Below are 18,416 nucleotides of genomic sequence, written 5' to 3'. Positions count from 1 at the left end.
GGACCCGGCGGGTCCGACCCCGGCTTCTTGTCGCTGTCCAAAGCCGCTATGGTGGCCGGTTTCAGCCGTCCGCAAGGCGTGCTTGCACCTTGCCTGCCCACACAGGCGGCCGCCTTGGAAGCCATGGCGCCGTCCGCTCCAGTTGGCCCGCCAGGCGCAGCAAGGTTCCATCCTGACCATACCCGGCCATGAACTGCATGCCGATCGGCAAGCCATCAATGGACATGCCCAGCGGCACGGACATGGCCGGCAAGCCCGCCACGTTGGCCAGCGGCGTGTACGGCGAATGCTCGAACAGACGCGCCGTCCAGCCCAGCCCATCGAGCTGTTCCTCCTTTTCTCCATAGCGCCCCAGTTGCCACGGCATATCCGGCATGGTAGGCGTGAGCAGCACGTCGTACTGCTCAAACAAGGCGCCGGCCTGACGCGTGACGGTGTTGCGCACGTCGAGGGCGGCCACGAAATCGACGGCCGACACCGTCTGCCCGTAGCGGTAGCAGGCCAACGTGGCCGGTTCCAGCGTATCGAGCGACACGGTCCGCCCGCTCTCGTGCGCCAGTCCATCGATCCACGGCACCAGGTTGGCGCACCAGATGCCGGCATTGGCGTGTACGAAGGCTTGCCACGACACGCCCAGCGCGGGCGACACTTCTTCCACGTGGTGGCCCAGGCTTTCCAGCAGGCGCACGGTGTCTTGCAGCGCGGCATCGACAGCGGGTACGGGCCGGGCGCCATTGCTGGCGGTCCGCTGCACGGCGATGCGCAGCTTGCCGGGCGCCACGCTTACCTGCGACAGCCAGGTGAAATTGTGCGCGCTCGTCACATACGGTTCGCCCGGCATGATTGCCTGCACGCAGTCGAGCAAGGCGGCGCTGTCGCGCACGCTGCGGCTCACGCCCAGCTGCACGCCCAGGCCGCTGAAGATTTCGTCCATGGCGGGGCCGTTCGATACCCTGCCACGGCTGGGCTTGAAGCCGAACAGGCCCGTCGAGGCGGCCGGCACGCGGATGGACCCGGCCGCATCCGTCGCGTGGGCCAGCGGTACGATGCCGGCCGCCACGGCCGCCGCCGCGCCGCCGCTGGAGCCGCCCGCGCTCAGGTGGACATTCCACGGATTGCGCGTGGCGCCGTAGAGCACAGGTTCCGTGGTGGTGGCAAAGGCCATTTCCGGCGTGCTCGTGCGGCCGAACGTCGCCAGGCCGGCGACGCGGAACTGCGTCATCAGGTGGGAGTCCAGCGCGGCGACATGGCCGGCACCCAGGCGGCTGCCCGCTTCGCTGCGCTGGCCCGCCATCGTGACGGCCACATCCTTGATCAGGAATGGCACACCGGCGAATGGCGCGGTGCCGTCCACCTGTGATACATCGGCCGGCCACAGCTCGACCACGGCATTGATCTGCGGATTGACGGCGGCGCAGGCGCGCAGGGCTGCGTCGTGCAATTCGGCAGCGGAAACGGCGCCCTCGCGCAGCAGCTGGGCCAGTCCTAATCCATCAAAGCTTGTATATTCATGGAGTTGCATCAGTTAGTTCCTGTAAAAGGTGAAGAGTAAAAGTCACAGGAACCACTGTAGGGCTTGCGCTATCATAGCGGAAATGAATAGTTGATATACAAGGTATAGTCATGGACAATTTGCGCAAGCTGGACCTGAACCTGCTGCTGACCCTCAACGCCCTGCTGATCGAGCGCAACGTCACGCGGGCGGCCGCGCGACTGCACCTGAGCCAGCCCTCCGTCAGCGTGCAACTGGGCAAGCTGCGCGCGGCCTTCGACGATCCGCTGCTCTTGCCCGGTCCGCGCGGCATGCTGCCCACGGCGCGGGCGCTGGCCCTGCTGGCACCGTTGCAAGCCGTGCTGGCCCAGCTGGAGCAAGTCTTGCAACCCGAAGCGGCCTTCGATCCGGCCACGGCCCAGGTGCGCTGGAACCTGGCGGCGGCCGACGCCGCCGAATATGCGATCCTGCTGCCCATGCTGCCCGCCCTGCGCGCGCAGGCGCCGTTGTCGCGCATGGCCGTGTTCGAAGCCGTGCCGGCGCGCATGGCGCACGACCTGGAAACGGGCCAGGTCGACTTGGGTTTCCTGGCGCAGGAAGAAGCGCCGCCCGGCTTGCGCCACCGCACGCTGTTCACTGAACACTATGTGCTGGCGGGCCGCCACGACCACCCGTTGCTGCAATCGCCGCCCAACCTCGACCAGTTCTGCGCGCTGGAATTCATCGTCGTCTCGCCCAACGGCGGCGGTTTCCGCAGCAACGTCGATACGGCACTGGAAAAGCTGGGGCGCACGCGCAAGGTGGTGCTGTCCGTGCCGCATTTCCTGATCGTGCCGCCCTTGCTGACAGCGTCCGACATGGTGGCCCTGCTGCCGTCGCGCCTGCTGAAGAATGCGCTGGGCGCGCTGCGCACATGGGAGCCGCCCGTCGCCCTGCCCGACTACGAAATGGCCATGGTCTGGCACGAACGCATGCACCTGGACCCGGCGCACCGCTGGCTGCGCGAACGCATCCTGGCCAGCTTGCAGGCGCCGCTACACGATTTCCCGCTATAAAACACTAGGGAAGATTACCTAGTTGCTCGAAAGAAATTCCCAATGTTCGCCGTGGTGACGACTGCGTAAGCTTGCGCGTAATAATAAAGGGTCACCATGAACGCCATTTCCATCCTGCACCGCGGTTTGCGCCGCCCTCCCGCTTTTTCCTTTTCGATCACTGCCTGGCTGGCGGCAATGCTTCTGGGCATGCTGGGCTTCTGCGCCAACGCCAGTGCGGCACCCGCCGCCGCGCCCGCCAGGATGCCCGCAGCCTCGGCCGAGCTGATCAAGCGCGGCGAATATGTCGCCCGCCTTGGCGACTGCGTGGCCTGCCACACCAGCCCGAACGGCGCCGCCATGGCCGGCGGCCTGGAACTGAAAACGCCGTTCGGCACCATCTACAGCACGAATATCACGCCGGACGCGAAGACGGGCCTGGGCACGTACACGTTTGCCCAGTTCGACCGCGCCATGCGCAAGGGCGTGGCGGCGGACGGCCACAATCTGTACCCGGCCATGCCCTACCCTTCCTACGCGAAGATCACGCCCGACGACATGCAGGCGCTGTACGCCTACCTGCAGCGGGGCGTGGTGCCCGTGGCGCAGCAAAACCGCGAAACGGACATGAAATGGCCGTTCAGCATGCGCTGGGGCTTGTCGCTGTGGAATGCCGTCTTCCTCGAAGACGCGCCGTTCAAGCCCGACAGCGCCAAGTCGGCCCAGTGGAACCGGGGCAGCTACCTGGCCCAAGGGTTGGGCCATTGCGGCTCCTGCCACACGCCGCGCGGCGTGGCTTTCCAGGAAAAAACCATGGGCCAGGATGGCGGCAGCGGCAAGCATTACCTGTCCGGTTTTACCTTCGACGGCTGGCATGCGGTGAACCTGCGCAATCTGTGGACGCCGGGCGACATCGTGCAATTGCTGAAAACGGGCCGCAACAGTTTCGGCACGGCGGCCGGCAGCATGACGGAAGTCATCACGCACAGCACGCAATACTTCACGGATGCCGACCTCGACGCGCTGGCGCACTACCTGCACGGCTTGCCAGCCAAGGACGGGGCGGCCGCGCCGCCGAAGAAAACGGCGCCCGTCGTGGCGGCCAGCAACGATGCGCTGTACAACACGCGGGGCGGCCTGGGCTACCTGCAGTTTTGCGCCACCTGCCACCGCCGCGACGGCCGTGGCGTGGACAACATCTTCCCGCCGCTGGCGCAGAACGACTCGGTGCAGTCGAAGGACGCCACCACCGTCATCCATATCGCGCTGACGGGCTGGCAGTCGGCCGTCACGCAGCACTCGCCACGCTCCTTCGGCATGCCCGCGTATGACCGCCTGTCGGACACGGAACTGGCGGAAATCCTCACCTTTGTGCGCGGCAAGTGGGGCAACCAGGGCGCACCGGTGACACCCGCGCAGATCGCCACAGTGCGCAAGGAGCTTAAGCTCAAGGCGCCGGACGCGGGCGGCTTCGTCACGCCCCGCTTCGCCGCCCTGACGGCCGATCCGAATGCCAGTCAGTTAATCCACGGCATGCAACTGATGACGGAAACGCGCGCCCGCCTGCCGCAAAACGTGGGCAACGACCTCAATTGCAGCAGCTGCCACCTGAATGGCGGCACGGTGGCCGGCGGTTCGCCCTTCCTCGGCATTTCCGCCTTCTTCCCGTCGGAAGCGCCGCGCGCCGGCAAGGTCATCAGCCTGGGAGAGCGCATCAACGGCTGCTTCCGCCGCTCCATGCACGGCAAGCCTCTGCCCGTGGACGGCCCCGACTTGCAGGCGATGGTCGCCTACATCGACTGGATGAAGGGCGCCACGCAGGCGGGCGACAAGGTGGCGGGACGCGGCGTGGCGAAGATCGACCGGGCTCTGCTGCCCGATCCCGTGCATGGCAAAAAAGTGTATGCCGAGCAATGCGCCGTTTGCCATGGCGCGAATGGCGAAGGCATCAAGGGCGCCAACGGCGTCGTCGCCTTCCCGCCGCTGTGGGGCGAGCGTTCCTTCAACATTGGCGCCGGCATGGCCCGCACCTACACGGCGGCCGGCTTCGTCAAGGCCAATATGGTGATGGGCCATGGCCAGAAGTTTCCCCTGGGCCAAGGAAACCTGTCCGACCAGGACGCCGTTGACGTGGCCGAATATTTTACGCACATGCCCCGTCCGGACTTCCCCGACAAGGTCAAGGATTGGCCCAAGGGCGGCAAGCCCAAGGATGCGCGCTACTGAGACGCGAGTTTCCCGGGCGGCGCCCCTTCTGCACGCCGCCCGCCTGTGATACGCTGCTCGCTCCATCACGCAGGAGCGACGCATGCAGACCGACAGCGGCCAGGCCGACCCATCCGACACCTGGCTGGGCAAGCTGGGCCCCGGCCTGATTACGGGCGCGGCCGATGACGACCCCAGCGGCATCGCCACGTATTCGCAGGCGGGCGCCCAGTTCGGTTTCGGCATGCTGTGGACGGTGTGCCTGACGTTTCCCCTGATGCTGGGCATCCAGGTCATCAGCGCCAAGATCGGGCGGGTCAGCGGGCATGGGCTGGCAACGAACATCCGCCGCCACTATCCGAAATCCTTGCTGTACGCCATCGTCAGCTTGTTGCTGCTGGCCAATGTCATCAATATCGCCGCCGACGTGGCCGCCATGGGCGATGCCCTGACCCTGATCATCGGCGGCCCCACGCATCTGTATGCCGCCGGCTTTGGCCTGCTGTCGCTGCTGCTGCAAGTCTTTATTCCGTATCAACAGTACGTGCGCATCCTGAAATGGCTGACCCTGGGCTTGCTGGCCTATGTGGCCACCGTGCTGACCGTACACATTCCCTGGGGCGAAGTGGCGCTGCGCACGGTCTGGCCACAGTTCGCCTGGTCGGCCGCCTCGGTCACCATGATCGTGGCCGTGTTCGGCACCACGATCAGCCCTTACCTGTTTTTCTGGCAAGCCTCGCAGGAAGTAGAAGACTTGCAGGCCGATGCCAGCGCGCAAGCCTTGCGCCGCGCGCCGGAACAGGCGCCACGGCAATTCCAGCGCATCAAGATGGACACGGCCATCGGCATGGGCTTTTCCAACCTGGTGGCCTTCTTCATCATGCTGACGACGGCCGTGACCCTGGGCGCGCAAGGCATCACGCACATCGATACATCCGCCCAAGCCGCTTCCGCCCTGCGCCCCATCGCGGGCGACTTCGCGTTTGCCCTGTTCAGCCTGGGCATCATCGGCACGGGCTTGCTGGCCATTCCCGTGCTGGCCGGCTCGGCCGCCTACGCCATGGCCGGCGCCTTTCACTGGAAAAACAGCCTGGAACTGGCGCCCCGGGCCGCCAAGAAGTTCTACGGCATCATCGTCACGGCCACCGTGATCGGCGCGGCCCTGTGCTTTTCGCCACTCGACCCCATCAAGGCCCTGTACTGGAGCGCCGTCATCAACGGCGTCATTTCCGTGCCGATCATGGCCCTGATGATGGTGATGGCCTCGCGCCCCGCCATCATGGGCACATTGACCATTTCGCGCCGCCTGCGGGCGCTGGGCTGGCTGTCGACCATCGTCATGGCGACGGCCGTGCTGGCCATGTTCGCCACCATGATCTTTTGATGCCTAGGCCGCCTTCGGCTTGAGCATGCCTTCCACGATGCCCAGCACGGTCTGGCGCGGCAGCAAGCGCGGCAACCAGGCCAGCAGCCGGTTCGGGCGGCCCGCCACGTGGCTGCTGCGGCCCCGGTCCAGCGCGCGCAGCGCTTCGTCGACGACGGCTTGCGGCGCCATGCGCTTGCCCACGGCCGCTTCGGGCGCGGCCACGACGTCAAAGAAAGCCGTTTCCGTGGCGCCCGGGCACAAGCCCAGCACGCGCACGCCGCGGCTGCGGTTTTCCGCCCACAGCGCTTCCGAGAACGACAGCACGAAAGCCTTGCTGGCGCCGTAGACCGCCATGTAGGGATCGGGCTGCAGGGCCGCCGTGGACGCCACGTTGATGATGGCGCCCCGTCCCTGGGTCAGCATGTGCGGCAAGGCGCAGTGCGTCATTTCCATCAGGGCCGTGCAATTGACGGTGACTTCAGCCGCCTGGCGCGCCAGATCGATGCTTTCGAAGCGGCCGTGCGTGGCGAAACCCGCGTTATTGATCAGTACGTCGGGCGGCATGCCCAGCGCGCAAGCCTGCGCATGGGCCTGCGCGGCCGCGCCTGGCAGACTCAAGTCCGCCACCAGCGCGTGCGCGCGGATGCCGTGGCGCTGGGACAGTTCCTTGGCCAGGCTGTCGAGCACGGCGCCGGAGCGGGCCAGCAGCAGCAAATGCGCGCCGCGCGCGGCCAGGGTTTCCGCAAAGACGCGGCCGATGCCGGACGAGGCGCCCGTGATCAGCACGGTCTGGTTGGTGTAGTTGATGGCGGTCATGGCAGCGGTGTGTAGTTGAAAGTGTTTCTACTGTAAACTGTAGACTTTAGTCCACGGTCAAGGGGAATCGATGCGTATCGGAGAAATCACCCGCCTGACGGGCGTCAGCAAGGACACGGTGCGCTTTTACGAGCGCCAGGGGCTGCTGGATGAAGCGCCACAGCCGGGTTTGACGAATAACTACAAGGAATATTCGGCGCAAGCCTTGCGCCGGATCGAGCTGATCGGCCACGCCAAGGCGCTGGGCTTTACCTTGAAGGAAATTGCCGAGGTCATTGCCGTCTGGCAGGAAAATGCGCTCGATGCGCAAACCAAGCGGGCCATGCTGGAAACGAAAATCGCCCAGATCGATGATAAGGCCCGCTCGATGGCCGTGCTGCGGGCCGGACTCGTCGATGCGCTGGCCAAGGTGGAGACGGGCTGCGAGGATGGCGTGGCGGCCGCAGGAAACTACAAGGATAATCAATGACTTATTACACGCAATACCGCCACCTGGCGCTCGAGGGCGCCAAGCCCGCCCCCACGGCGCAGCAGCTCGCCGCCATCGAAGCCTTGCTGGAAGCGCCGTTGCCGCCCGCCTTCCTGGCGTTCTTGCAAGCGGCCAACGGCGCCTGGTTTGATTACACCTGCGATGTGCCGGACGGCAATGGCGGCGTGGAAAAAATGGGCTTCAATACCTTTTTCAGCGCCGACGAAGGCGATTTCTGCGACGAAACCTTGGTCGGCGAAATCCGCGCGGCGCGCAAGCATACGGACATGCCGGTGCGCATCCTGCCGTTCGCCCGCGATGGCGGCAATTCCATGGTTTATCTGGATCTGACGGAGGAAGGCGGCGGCCGCGTGCTGGCGTATGTGCAGGAGTTACCGGACTGGACAGGCAAGCGCGCCCATGGCCTGATGGAACTGGCGCCTTCATTCGACGCGTGGCTGGACAGCCTGTATATCGACCGCGACACGGTGCTTGACGAACTCGAACACAGCGTCTCGGAACCGTCGCACCTGGACGCGATGGCGGAATGGCTCGATATCGGCATGCCCGCGTGGCGCCGCGATGCCGGCATTGCCGCCTTATTTGCCCTGAAGCAAGTCGAACTGTGCGCTAACGAACAGGACTAATCCTACGGGCATGATCGCGACTGTCCTATGGGTGTGCGCAGGCTGCTGGCTTAACATTGTCATCAGCTTGTAGAAAAAACCACACTCGAAAGGATTTCCCATGCCTATCCCGACCACCAGCTCCCGTGCCCCGTCCTTCAAAAGCGTGGCCATCGGCGCCGCCGTTGCCTTATTGAGCGGCATCGCCATCAACAGCATCGCCGCCGCGGCGCCGGGCGCGTATGACAAGCAATTCCTCAGCAAGGCCGCCGACGCAGGCAGCACGGAAATTGCCGCCAGCAAAGTCGCGCAAAGCAAGAGCAGCAATGCGGAAGTGAAGAAATTCGCCGATGCCATGGTCACCGATCACACGAAAGTGGCGGACGAGCTGAAACAGTTGGCCAGCAGCAAGCAAATTGAGGTCAGCGACCAGCCCGGCAAGAAGCACCAGGCGCAGATCGACAAGCTGAGCCGCCTGGAAGGCGCGCAGTTTGACAAGGAATATGCGGCCACCATCGGCGTGGCGGCGCACAAGGAGGCGGTGAAACTGTTTACGGATGCCAGCCAGAAGGCGAGCGATCCCGACATCAAGGCCTTTGCCGCGAAGACCTTGCCAGCGTTGCAACATCATCTGGACATGGCCAATACCCTGCACACGGCGGTGGGGAAATAGCCAAGTTACCGGCAATTAGCGGGGATATGCTTGCTGTACGTGCCGTACGGCAAGCATATCTGCTCTTGACATACAATGCGGCAACTTCGTTTTTTGGCCATGCCATGACCTCATGCAGCTACTCAAGAAAACCGGTCTGATCGCCGCCGCCTTCCTGCTCATCCTCATGCTGGCAGGCTGGCTCTTCATCAAAGTCAGCGCGGCGCGCAATGCCACCGTGTATGCCCAGGAATGGAACGATCAGCGCACGTGCGTGATCAATACCTACGTACCCCACTACGGCAACGGCGTGCCGCAGAACATCGTGCGCGCCCTGAGCACTTCCACCTTCTTTCGCGTCTACCACAAGGATGGCACCTTGCTGGAAAGCACGGAATGGGTGCTGGACATGCATGAAGACGGCATCCTCGACCATGCCCGCTGGGGCCAGAACCAGACGCGCGCCATCTACCCGACGGACATGGGCGACGAAAGTTGGGCCTTGCCCGAATGCGCGTGATCATTTAGCAATCAAACGAAAGAGTCCCATGCTGCGCGGCCCCTGGAGCGATGCTCCCTACATTCCTACGCTCCACCATTTTCTCGGCCCCTTCGACGTGTATGATCGTGAAGAAACCTTGGGCGTGGAACTGGACCGCTGGGACATGAACGACCCGGCGCAGCGCGCTGCCCTGATACGGCGCGACATCACGTCGCAATACAAGGAACTCAGCTATCGCCACCGCCATGCGCTGGTGGCCGTGCTGGCGCAGGCGCTGCAAGACCCCGGCTATGATTTCCAGGCCATCCTCGAACATGACCCGGAAAGCACGAATGCCCTGCCTGCCTTGTGGGATGAAATGGCCGATCCGCGCGCCTTCTTTGCCGATATCTACCGCCTGGTGCAGCAAGATTGGCACGACGACCTGGCGCGCGCGGCGGCGGAAGACCCGGCCAGCTGGTAACGCGGCGCCCGCACCACACTATCGATACGCTAGTCTGCGCTCTCACTTTCCCTCTGTGGATGCGATTGCGGCCGTGTGCACGCAACGTTGCAAAAACGCCCCATTCAAAAAAAATCTGTTGCACCAGCGCATGTCTGCTGGCATCGCGCTACTATGAAACGTCGGCACTTCGATAGGCGCCGCCTCACCGCACCGGTTCCCCGCCGGCTTTCCCCTGCCGCAATGTGAAGGAGATTCTCATGCCCAAGTTCGCCCCTGCCATTTGCCTGTCGGTCATGCTTGCCGCCGGCATGCTGCCCTGTATCGCCAGCGCTGCCGAAGGCGGCGCCACGCGCGCCGACGCGGAAGCCATGGTCAAGAAAGGCGTGTCCTACATCAAGAGCGCCGGCGACGCCAAGGCGTATGGCGACATCACGGCCAAGTCGCCGCAATTCATCCTGCACGACCTGTACCTGGTCGTCTATAAACTCGACGGGACGGTGGTTGCGCATGGCGCCAATCCGAAAATGGTCGGCAAGAACTTGATCGAGCTGAAGGATATTGATGGCAAGGCTTTTGTGAAGGAACGAGTCGACCTGGCCAAGAGCAAGGGCACGTTCTGGCAGGAATACAAATTCACGAATCCGGAAACCAAGAAGATCGAGCCGAAGGTGATGTATTGCGAGAAACTCGCCGAGACCGTCGTCTGCGGCGGCATCTACCTGTAGCCTGCCGCCGCGCCGCCAGCGCCGGGATGGCACACCGATCTCTCAACGAATTTCTCAACGATATGGGCCTCATGTGAAAATCGCACAGAAGATGTTGATCGTCCCGGTGGTCGCGCTGGCTTGCCTGCTGGCCATGGGGGCCTTGTCCTATTTCGCCATGCAGCAAAACGAAAGCCGCATGCGCGACTTGAAAGACGTGACCTTGACGGCCGAGCGGCTTGCCAACCAGCAAGCCATTGCCCTGGGTCAGGTACACGCCGACGTGTATGCGAAGATCGCCATCGCCGCCAGCCTGTCGGACGAACAGTTCAAGCAGTTCGGCGCGCAAACGGATCGCCAGCTCAATGCCATCGCGCAAGGCTTGAAGGAACTCAAGCAATTCTCGGGCGCCGCCACGGAAGCGGGCCAGGCGCTGCCCGGTGTCGAGCGCTACCGTGCCAGCGTGGCGCAGGCGCTGGACCTGGCCTCGATGGACCCGAATACGGGCGTGGCGGCGATGCAAAATGCCGCCGGGCACTACCAGCAAGTGAGCGGGCAACTGCGCCAGGTGCTGCTCAACCTCGACCACCGCACGGTCGACGCGCTGCAAGAGACAAAAAATGCGGGCCAGCGCGCCGGCTGGCTGTCGCTGGGCACCATGGCTGTCGGCTTTGCCCTGCTGGCCCTGATTGCCACCTGGGTGGCGCGCTCCGTCGTGCGCCCCATCGACGAGGCGTGCCGCGCCGCTGAAAGCCTGGCGGCCGGCGACCTGACCACGCACATCGACGCCCGGAGCGACGATGAGGTGGGCAAGCTGTCGCGGGCGCTGGCTACCGTCTTGAAAAACTGGAACACTTTATTGGGCGAGATACGCCAGGCGGGCTCCACCATCACGGTGGAAGCGAGCGAAATCGCCCTCGGCAATGCGGACTTGTCGGCCCGTACGGAGTCGCAAGCGCATTCCTTGCAGGAAACAGCCTCGTCCATGCATGCGCTGACCGATACCGTGAAGGAAAACGCCAGCCATGCGCATCAGGCCAACCAGATGGTGCTGTCGACCTCGAACGTGGCGCTGGAAGGCGGCCGCGTCGTGGGCCAGGTGGTCGAGACGATGGGGTCGATCAAGGCCAGTTCCGGGCGCATCGTCGACATCATCGCCGTCATCGACGGCATTGCCTTCCAGACCAATATCCTCGCCTTGAACGCGGCCGTGGAAGCGGCGCGCGCGGGCGAACAGGGGCGCGGCTTCGCCGTCGTCGCCACGGAAGTGCGGGGCCTGGCGCAGCGCTCGGCCACGGCGGCGCGCGAAATCAAGCAGCTGATCGAGGATTCCGTTGCCAGGATAGAAACGGGCAGCGAGCTGGCCGACAGCGCCGGGCGCACCATGGGCGATATCGTCGCCTCCGTTCAGCAGGTGACGGAAATCATGAACGACATCACGGCGGCCAGCCAGCGCCAGAGCAAGGGCATCGAGGAAGTCAACAATGCCATCACGGAAATGGACGAATTGACCCAGCGCAATGCCGCCCTGGTCGAGCAATCGGCCGCCGCCGCGCAAAGCATGCAGGACCAGGCGCATGATTTATTGCGCGTGGTCGACGCCTTCCGGCTGGGCGACGGCGGCCCGCCGCTGCTGCCGCGTTAGCGCGGCGACCGCATGGCCGCTGCCGCGCAGGCGAGCATGCGCTTGCCTGCCGCCGCCAGTGCCGGATCGTCCTCGTCCTGCAGCAGCGTCCCGACGACGCTCTGGTCGGCAACGCTGCCCTGCATGGCGGCCAGGCGTGCCACGCGGTCTTGCGTGGCACCATCGCCAAGGGTACGGGCGCTGAAAAAGCTGTACAGGCCGGCGATTTCGCGTTGCTGCAGCCATTCCATCAATTGCACCAGGCGCGCCTGCTCCACATAGCTCAGTTCGCTCACCTTGCGCTCCGCCAGCGCCTCATACACTTCCAGGCGCGCCATCCAGTTGCCCTGCGCGGCAGCCGCAAGCAGCTGGTCCCAGGCGGCACCGGCGTGCGGCACGGGCCGCGGCTGCAGCTGATAGGCCAGCACGGCTTGCTGCTGCGGCAACGCGCCGTAGGCCGTGGGCGCCTTGCAGACAAACTGGCGCGCATCGGGGCCGCCTTGCCGCAAGCCGCTGGCGATATGCCGCTCGATCTTGTCGCCGATGGCCAGCAGGCGCCTGGCGTGTTCCTGTACGGACCACTGCGGCGGCAATTTGCCCAGCCAGGCCAGCGCATCGTCGTTGGCCCGCACCGCCAGCTCGTAGGCTACCGCCTTGGCCTGTTGATCTTTCTCTCTGGCCTGTTTTTCCGCATCGTGCTGGATATCGTATTGGCTGGCGCTTTGCTTGAGTTTCAGGCATGACTGGAAGGCGGCAGGCGCTTCTTGCCAGCAGCGAGCCGGCACCGTGAACGTCCAGCGCATGCTGACCGTTTCCAGGACATACGTCTCTTCGCCCTCTTCTGCCTTGAGATAGGCTCGGCCGTCCGCCTTGGTCACGCCCTTTGTCAGTTGCTTGCCGCCCACCGTGCTCCAGGTGTACGGATCATCGTCTTGCGGCACGCCGGGGGCGGCGTACAGGGTCAGGTAGTGGCCGGCGGCGGCGGGAATATCTGCCGCATGGCTCAGCGGCGACAGCAGGGACAAGGTGAATAAAGCTCTTGCAGGTAACAGTTTCAGCATGAATCAATGGGATTGTGGGAGTTCGGTATGGCAGGCGCAGTCGTGGCCGCTGGCCGCCTCGGACAGGTTTTGCAGGATCGCGCAGTCTTGCGATGGCTGCGGCTGGTCGCACTGGTGGCGCAAGGTCACCAGCTGCTGCTGCAGGGTTTGCAAATTTGCCATCTGCTCGGCGATGCGCAGGATATGGTGGTCGAGCAATTCGTTGACGCTCTGGCAGCCTTCGGCCGGATTGTTCTTAAATTCCAGCAAGGCGCGGATATCGGTCAAGCCGATCTGCAAGGAGCGGCAATGGCGGATGAATTGCAGCCGTTCCTGGTGTTCTTCGCGGTATTCGCGGTAGCCGGCGCTGTTGCGCCCCGGTTCCTGCAGCAAGCCCGCCTTTTCATAGTAACGCACGGTTTCCACGTCACAATCTGTCCGTTTGGCCAGTTCTCCGATACGCATGGCATCCCCTTTTTCATTCTTTCGTGCAAATTCCGCTTGACCCTGTAGCGGCTACAGGGTTTCTAATGGAAGCATACACGAAACCGGAAGGACGAATGCGATGCCGCACGATAGCCACGATCATACCCACGAGCACAAGCACGACCATGAGCATCAGCATGCATCCAAGGCGGCCAGTTGCTGTTCCAGCCAGCATGTGTGCTCGTCCACGCCTGCCGCTCCGTCTGGTCCCGCGCTGCCCAGCGCGGCCATCGCGGGCGCGAGCACGGCCAAATACCGCATCGCCAACATGGATTGCCCCACGGAAGAACGCTTGATCCGCAACAAGCTGGCGAATATGGCGGGCGTCGTGGGCCTCGATTTCAACCTGATGAACCGCGTGCTCGACGTGCACCACACCCTGCCCTCGCTGGCCACGGTGGAAGCGGCCCTGCACGGCATCGGCATGCAGGCGATTCCCATGGAAGCGGACGCGGCCGTCGCGCGCGACCCGGACGAAGGCAGCCTGTCCGGCCTGCAAAAAGGTTTGCTGGTCGTTTCCGGTCTGGCTGCTGCCGGCGCCGAAGCGCTGGCGTGGACCACGCATGAAGACAGTTCGCCCCTCGTCATCGCCCTGGCCCTGCTGTCGATCGCCACGGGCGGCTGGCCGACCCTGAAAAAGGGCTGGATTGCCCTGAAAACCTTCACCCTGAACATCAACTTCCTGATGAGCCTGGCGGTTTTCGGCGCCATCGCCATCGGCCAGTGGCCGGAAGCGGCCATGGTCATCTTCCTGTTCGCCATCGCCGAGCTGATCGAGGGCTTGTCCCTGAACCGCGCGCGCAACGCCGTGCACAGTCTGATGCAGCTGGCGCCCGACTCGGCGACCGTCGCCGACGCCAGCGGCGCCTGGCAGCAAGTATCCGTCGCCACCGTGGCCATCGGCGCGACCATGCGCGTGAAACCGGGCGAGCGCATCGCCCTCGATGGCGTCGTGGCCAGCGGCGAATCGTCCGTCAACCAGGCGCCGATCACCGGTGAAAGCATGCCGGTGGACAAGGCCGTGGGCGACGTCGTGTATGCGGGCACCATCAATGAACGGGGCTTGCTCGACGTCACCGTAACGGCCAACAGCGGCAACAGCACCCTGGCCAAGATCGTCAAGGTGATCGAGGAAACCCAGGGCAAGCAGGCGCCCACGCAGCGCTTTGTCGACAATTTCGCCCGCTACTACACGCCCGCCGTGGTCGTGTTCGCCATCCTCGTGGCCGTGCTGCCGCCTTTGCTGCTGGGCCAGCCCTTCATGGCCTGGGTGTATAAGGCGCTGGTGATGCTGGTGATCGCCTGCCCGTGCGCACTCGTCATTTCCACGCCCGTCACGGTGGTCAGCGGCCTGACAGCGGCCGCGCGGCGCGGCATTTTAGTGAAAGGCGGACAATTCCTGGAAACGGGTTATCGGATCAAGGCCATCGCCGTCGACAAGACGGGCACCTTGACAATGGGCAAGCCGGCCGTCACGGACGTGGTGGCCCTGGAGGGCAGCGACCGCGACGCCATCCTGCTGCTGGCCGCCAGCCTGGACGCCAACTCGGCCCACCCGCTGGCCGCCGCCATCGTCAAGGCGGGTCCGCCCGCCGGCAGCCACTTGCCCGTCACCCAGTTTGCCGCCCTGCATGGACGCGGCGTGCAAGGCAATATCGATGGCCAGACATATTACTTGGGCAATGCGCGCCTGATGACGGAGTTGAACGTGCTGACGCCGGCACTGCAAGCGATTTTGGCGCGGCTGGAACAGCAAGCCTACACGGCCATGGTGCTGGCCACCCCGGCCGGTGCGCTGGGCGTGATCGCCGTGGCCGACGTGCTGCGTCCGACGGCGGCGTCCGCCATTGCCCGCCTGAATGCGCTGGGCGTGACGACCGTCATGCTGACGGGAGACAATCTGCTGACGGCGCAGCGCATCGCGGCCGAGGTGGGCGTGAGCCTGGTCAAGGCGGAATTGCTGCCAGAAAACAAGCTCGATGAAATCAAGGCCTTGCAGCAAGAGTTCGGCGTGGTGGCCATGCTGGGCGACGGCGTCAACGACGCCCCGGCCCTGGCGCAGGCGGACATCGGCTTTGCCATGGGCGCGGCCGGCAGCGACACGGCCATCGAAACGGCGGACGTGGCCCTGATGGACGATGAACTGGGGAAATTGCCCGAATTCATCAGCCTGAGCCAGCGCACGCGCAGCATCCTCGTGCAAAACATCAGCTTTGCCATCGGCATCAAGGCCGTGTTCTTCGGCCTGGCCCTGGCCGGCATGGCGACCCTGTGGATGGCCGTGTTTGCCGACGTGGGCGCCAGCCTGCTGGTGGTGGCCAATGGCTTGCGCCTGTTGCGCAATAACAAGCAAACATAGTCCCGGACAGAAATATTCCCATCTGGACAATTGGTGTAAAAAACGCTACTTTGGCGGCTGCTCCCACCGCCGCCAAAGTAGCCGATGACCTTACTGCCCCGTTTGACCCTGCTGGCCACCCTGCTGGCTGGCGCCTCCCTGCACGCCGAACCGATGTTCTTCACCCCCTGCTCCGACATGGCCGTGCCCGGCAGCCTGTGTTCGGGCTTGAACGTACCGGAAAGCTACGATGTCCAGGGCCGCGCCGTCGGCGACGCGGATGCCATGCACGTCTTCGTGCGCAAGTTTGCCGCCGATGTGCCTGCCGGCAAGCCTGCCAAGGGTACGCTGTGGCTGGTGGCGGGCGGCCCCGGCGAATCGGGCGCCTCGTTCTACAGTCTGCTGCCCACCCTGCGCCGCAGCTTTCCCGGCTTTGAATTCCTCATCCCCGACCATCGGGGCACGGGCCACTCGTCGCGCCTGTGCAAGGTGGAGGAATCGGAACAAAGTCCCGGCGGCCGCGCGCTGGCCGGCGCCGAATGGGCCAGCTGCTTCAAGGGCATCAACTTGACGCCGGAATACGCGGGCCAGTTTTCCATCACCACGGCCGCGCGTGACTTGAAAGCCTTGATCGAGGGCGAACGGAGCAAGCACAAGCAGCCGCCCGTGTATGTATACAGTGTGTCGTACGGCACGCAGCTGGTCTTGCGCACCTTGCAGCTGGGACCGCTGCCCGTCCAGGGCGTGATTTTCGATTCGTTGGTGCCACCGCAAACGGATGCGCGCTGGGACTTGAGCCAGCGTTCGCACGTGGTCAACCAGGTCGGCATGCAGGTGCTGGCCCGTTGCGACGCGGATGCGGCTTGCCATGCGGCATTGGGCGAGCCGGCCGAAGCCTTGTACCGCCGCGTGCTGGACAAGGCGCAGGCCGCCCCCGCCCTGCTGGCGAAGATTCCCGGCAAGAACCTGAAAAACTTCCTCGGCGGCATGCTCGACGTGCCGGCCGCCCGCGCCCGCATCCCGTATCTGCTGCACGACCTGGACCAGGGCGGCGAGACGGAACTGGCCGCCGTGCGCGCCACGTTGACGGAAGCGGCAGCCAGCCTGGGCAGCTATCCCCAGTCGCCGCTGTCGATTCCGCTGGTCAGCATCATCAGCAATTCGGAAAACAATCTGCAGCCCTCGTTGCGCCCCGGCTGGACGGCCGCCGACCTCGAGCGCGAAGAGGCGGACTTGCTGTTGACCAGTCCCCTGCCCCGCATCCTGCTGGGCGGCGGCTTGCCCACCTACCCGCGCGACGCCTATTTCGGCGCCTTGCCGGCAAAAGTGCCGCCGACCCTGGTGCTGCAGGGAACGCTGGATCCGAAGACGCCGTACGCTGGCGCGCAGGCGCAAGTGCAGGCTTTGACGCAAAGCAAGGCCGGCAAGGTGGCCTTGGCCACCGTGCAGAATGCCCCGCATTTCGTCCTGTGGACGGCGCCCGCCTGTTTCGAGCAAGCCACTACCCGCTTTATTGCCGGCAAGCAGGCACAGGATTGCACGCTGTAGTTCCCACGGCCGTTGCTGCGCTGAGCAAGCCATCAGTCTCGTGCTTGTCGCGCCGCTGTCAGCGCCGCGACAAAAGTGGCGTCGCCATCGACGCACTGGCTGGCCGTGCAGCTACCCAGGTCTTCGGCGATGCGGAAGCCTTCGCCCAGGCTGCTGGCATTGCCGCGTCCGCCATGTCCGCGCGCGGCGCTGCGCAGCACCTGGCGCGAGGACGAATAGCTGCCGCCGCGTGTCATAAAATAGTCGCCTTCCACCTCGCAGCCGCTGCGCCAGGCCGATCCATTGGCGGGCGCACCCCGGTAGTCGGGATGCTGGCAATCGGCCACCCATTCCGCCACGTTGCCCATCATGTCGTGCAAGCCGTAGCCGTTGGGCGCATAGCTGCCCACGACAGCCGTGTACTCGGCGCCATCGTCGCAATCAGTGACGAGCATGTCGAGGCCGTGATCGCGCCAGGCCGCGGCCTTGAAACGCCGGTCTTTCATGTTGGCGTAGCTACACAATTGTTCAGGAACATCGCCGGACGCGTATTTCGTGCTGGTGCCGGCGCGCGCCGCGTATTCCCATTCCGCCTCGCTGGGCAGGCGGAATGGGCGGCCCGTTTCCCGCGCCAGCCATTGCACATAGGCCGTCGCATCGTTCCAGCTCACGCACATGACGGGGTGGAAGTCCGTTGGCGCATGCGCGGGGGCGTCCCAGCCCGACTCCTTGAGCGCGATGCCGTCAGTGCGGTCGAAATCCCAGCATTCGCCAGCCGCCCGATAGCCGGTGGCGGCAACAAATTGCCGGAACTGCGCCACCGTCGTCTCGTATTTTGCCAGTCGGAATGCGGCCACGCGCACTTCGTGGGGCGGCCCCTCGGCCGGATTATGGCTGCCATCGCCGATACGCGGCTCCGTGCTGCCCATGGTAAACACACCGGCGGGGATGCGGGCCATGGGAGGGAGGATGGCCGCGGCGGCTGCCTGGGCGCTGCAAAAGATGGCGCAGGCAAGGGAAATAATGCTGTGCTTCATGTGGCTCCTGGTAATCGGTGGGTGAGAACACAGATTGACAGCCGGGCCAGCGG

Annotated in this window: 17 protein-coding genes; 12 read left to right on the top strand and 5 right to left on the bottom strand. The window is 64.6% G+C overall.

The genetic code is table 11. The features are described 5' to 3' along the window. Window positions 1-61: 61 nt before the first annotated feature. Complete coding sequence (locus JAB4_RS16045; RefSeq protein WP_070218791.1) at window positions 62-1,522, bottom strand: amidase; 1,461 nt, start codon at window positions 1,520-1,522, stop codon at window positions 62-64. Window positions 1,523-1,623: 101 nt separating this feature from the next. Between JAB4_RS16045 and JAB4_RS16040 the strand changes: the two genes are divergently transcribed. The 3 genes from JAB4_RS16040 (at window position 1,624) to JAB4_RS16030 (ending at window position 6,115) form a co-directional block, all read left to right on the top strand. Then, a complete protein-coding gene (locus JAB4_RS16040; protein WP_070218790.1) occupies window positions 1,624-2,547 on the top strand; it encodes a LysR family transcriptional regulator in 924 nt (307 codons plus the stop codon). Between the two features lie 243 nt (window positions 2,548-2,790). Continuing rightward, a complete protein-coding gene (locus JAB4_RS16035; RefSeq protein ID WP_227742177.1) occupies window positions 2,791-4,752 on the top strand; it encodes a c-type cytochrome in 1,962 nt (653 codons plus the stop codon). Window positions 4,753-4,834: 82 nt separating this feature from the next. After that, complete coding sequence (locus tag JAB4_RS16030) at window positions 4,835-6,115, top strand: divalent metal cation transporter (RefSeq protein ID WP_070218789.1); 1,281 nt, start codon at window positions 4,835-4,837, stop codon at window positions 6,113-6,115. A 3-nt stretch (window positions 6,116-6,118) separates the two neighbouring features. Here the strand turns inward: JAB4_RS16030 and JAB4_RS16025 are convergent, their stop codons facing one another. After that, entirely contained in the window at window positions 6,119-6,913 is a 795-nt protein-coding gene (locus tag JAB4_RS16025) for an SDR family oxidoreductase (RefSeq protein ID WP_070218788.1), read from the bottom strand. Window positions 6,914-6,983: 70 nt separating this feature from the next. On the opposite strand from JAB4_RS16025, the gene JAB4_RS16020 reads away from it, so the two are divergent. The 7 genes from JAB4_RS16020 (at window position 6,984) to JAB4_RS15990 (ending at window position 11,956) form a co-directional block, all read left to right on the top strand. Next, window positions 6,984-7,382, top strand: coding sequence for a MerR family transcriptional regulator (locus tag JAB4_RS16020; RefSeq protein WP_070218787.1), 399 nt, complete (start codon window positions 6,984-6,986; stop codon window positions 7,380-7,382). After that, window positions 7,379-8,029 (top strand): SMI1/KNR4 family protein, encoded by a 651-nt coding sequence (locus JAB4_RS16015; protein ID WP_070218786.1) that lies wholly within the window; start codon window positions 7,379-7,381, stop codon window positions 8,027-8,029. The genes JAB4_RS16020 and JAB4_RS16015 overlap by 4 nt, the downstream gene beginning before the upstream one ends. Before the next feature lie 100 nt (window positions 8,030-8,129). Beyond that, window positions 8,130-8,681, top strand: coding sequence for a DUF4142 domain-containing protein (locus tag JAB4_RS16010; RefSeq protein ID WP_070218785.1), 552 nt, complete (start codon window positions 8,130-8,132; stop codon window positions 8,679-8,681). Between the two features lie 112 nt (window positions 8,682-8,793). Beyond that, window positions 8,794-9,180: a hypothetical protein gene (locus tag JAB4_RS16005; protein ID WP_070218784.1), complete on the top strand. Its 387-nt coding sequence runs from the start codon at window positions 8,794-8,796 to the stop codon at window positions 9,178-9,180. A 28-nt stretch (window positions 9,181-9,208) separates the two neighbouring features. Next, window positions 9,209-9,625, top strand: coding sequence for a hypothetical protein (locus JAB4_RS16000; RefSeq protein WP_070218783.1), 417 nt, complete (start codon window positions 9,209-9,211; stop codon window positions 9,623-9,625). 239 nt (window positions 9,626-9,864) lie between these two features. Then, entirely contained in the window at window positions 9,865-10,332 is a 468-nt protein-coding gene (locus tag JAB4_RS15995) for a cache domain-containing protein (RefSeq protein WP_083287192.1), read from the top strand. A gap of 91 nt (window positions 10,333-10,423) precedes the next feature. Then, entirely contained in the window at window positions 10,424-11,956 is a 1,533-nt protein-coding gene (locus JAB4_RS15990) for a methyl-accepting chemotaxis protein (protein ID WP_070218782.1), read from the top strand. Here the strand turns inward: JAB4_RS15990 and JAB4_RS15985 are convergent. Next, window positions 11,953-12,996 (bottom strand): hypothetical protein, encoded by a 1,044-nt coding sequence (locus JAB4_RS15985; protein WP_139143677.1) that lies wholly within the window; start codon window positions 12,994-12,996, stop codon window positions 11,953-11,955. The two genes, JAB4_RS15990 and JAB4_RS15985, sit on opposite strands and share 4 nt — an antisense overlap. 3 nt (window positions 12,997-12,999) lie before the next feature. After that, window positions 13,000-13,440, bottom strand: a complete 441-nt coding sequence (gene cadR, locus JAB4_RS15980; RefSeq protein WP_070218780.1) for a Cd(II)/Pb(II)-responsive transcriptional regulator — start codon at window positions 13,438-13,440, stop codon at window positions 13,000-13,002. 100 nt (window positions 13,441-13,540) lie between these two features. Here cadR and JAB4_RS15975 point away from each other — a divergent pair, with 100 nt between their 5' ends. Together JAB4_RS15975 and JAB4_RS15970 are read left to right on the top strand one after the other, a co-directional pair. Continuing rightward, window positions 13,541-15,820: a heavy metal translocating P-type ATPase gene (locus tag JAB4_RS15975; RefSeq protein WP_070218779.1), complete on the top strand. Its 2,280-nt coding sequence runs from the start codon at window positions 13,541-13,543 to the stop codon at window positions 15,818-15,820. Between the two features lie 84 nt (window positions 15,821-15,904). Beyond that, window positions 15,905-17,347 (top strand): alpha/beta fold hydrolase, encoded by a 1,443-nt coding sequence (locus tag JAB4_RS15970; RefSeq protein WP_083287191.1) that lies wholly within the window; start codon window positions 15,905-15,907, stop codon window positions 17,345-17,347. Between the two features lie 32 nt (window positions 17,348-17,379). Here JAB4_RS15970 and JAB4_RS15965 read toward each other — a convergent pair whose 3' ends face one another. Further along, the gene (locus tag JAB4_RS15965) at window positions 17,380-18,363 is read right to left on the bottom strand and encodes a formylglycine-generating enzyme family protein (protein ID WP_070218777.1); all 984 of its coding nucleotides are present in this window, start codon (window positions 18,361-18,363) and stop codon (window positions 17,380-17,382) included. Window positions 18,364-18,416 lie beyond the last annotated feature (53 nt).

The organism is Janthinobacterium sp. HH102 (assembly GCF_001758625.2).
Lineage (GTDB): Bacteria > Pseudomonadota > Gammaproteobacteria > Burkholderiales > Burkholderiaceae_D > Janthinobacterium.
The sequence above is the reverse complement of the archived record's forward strand: the minus strand, read 5'-3'. Positions and strand labels throughout refer to the sequence as shown.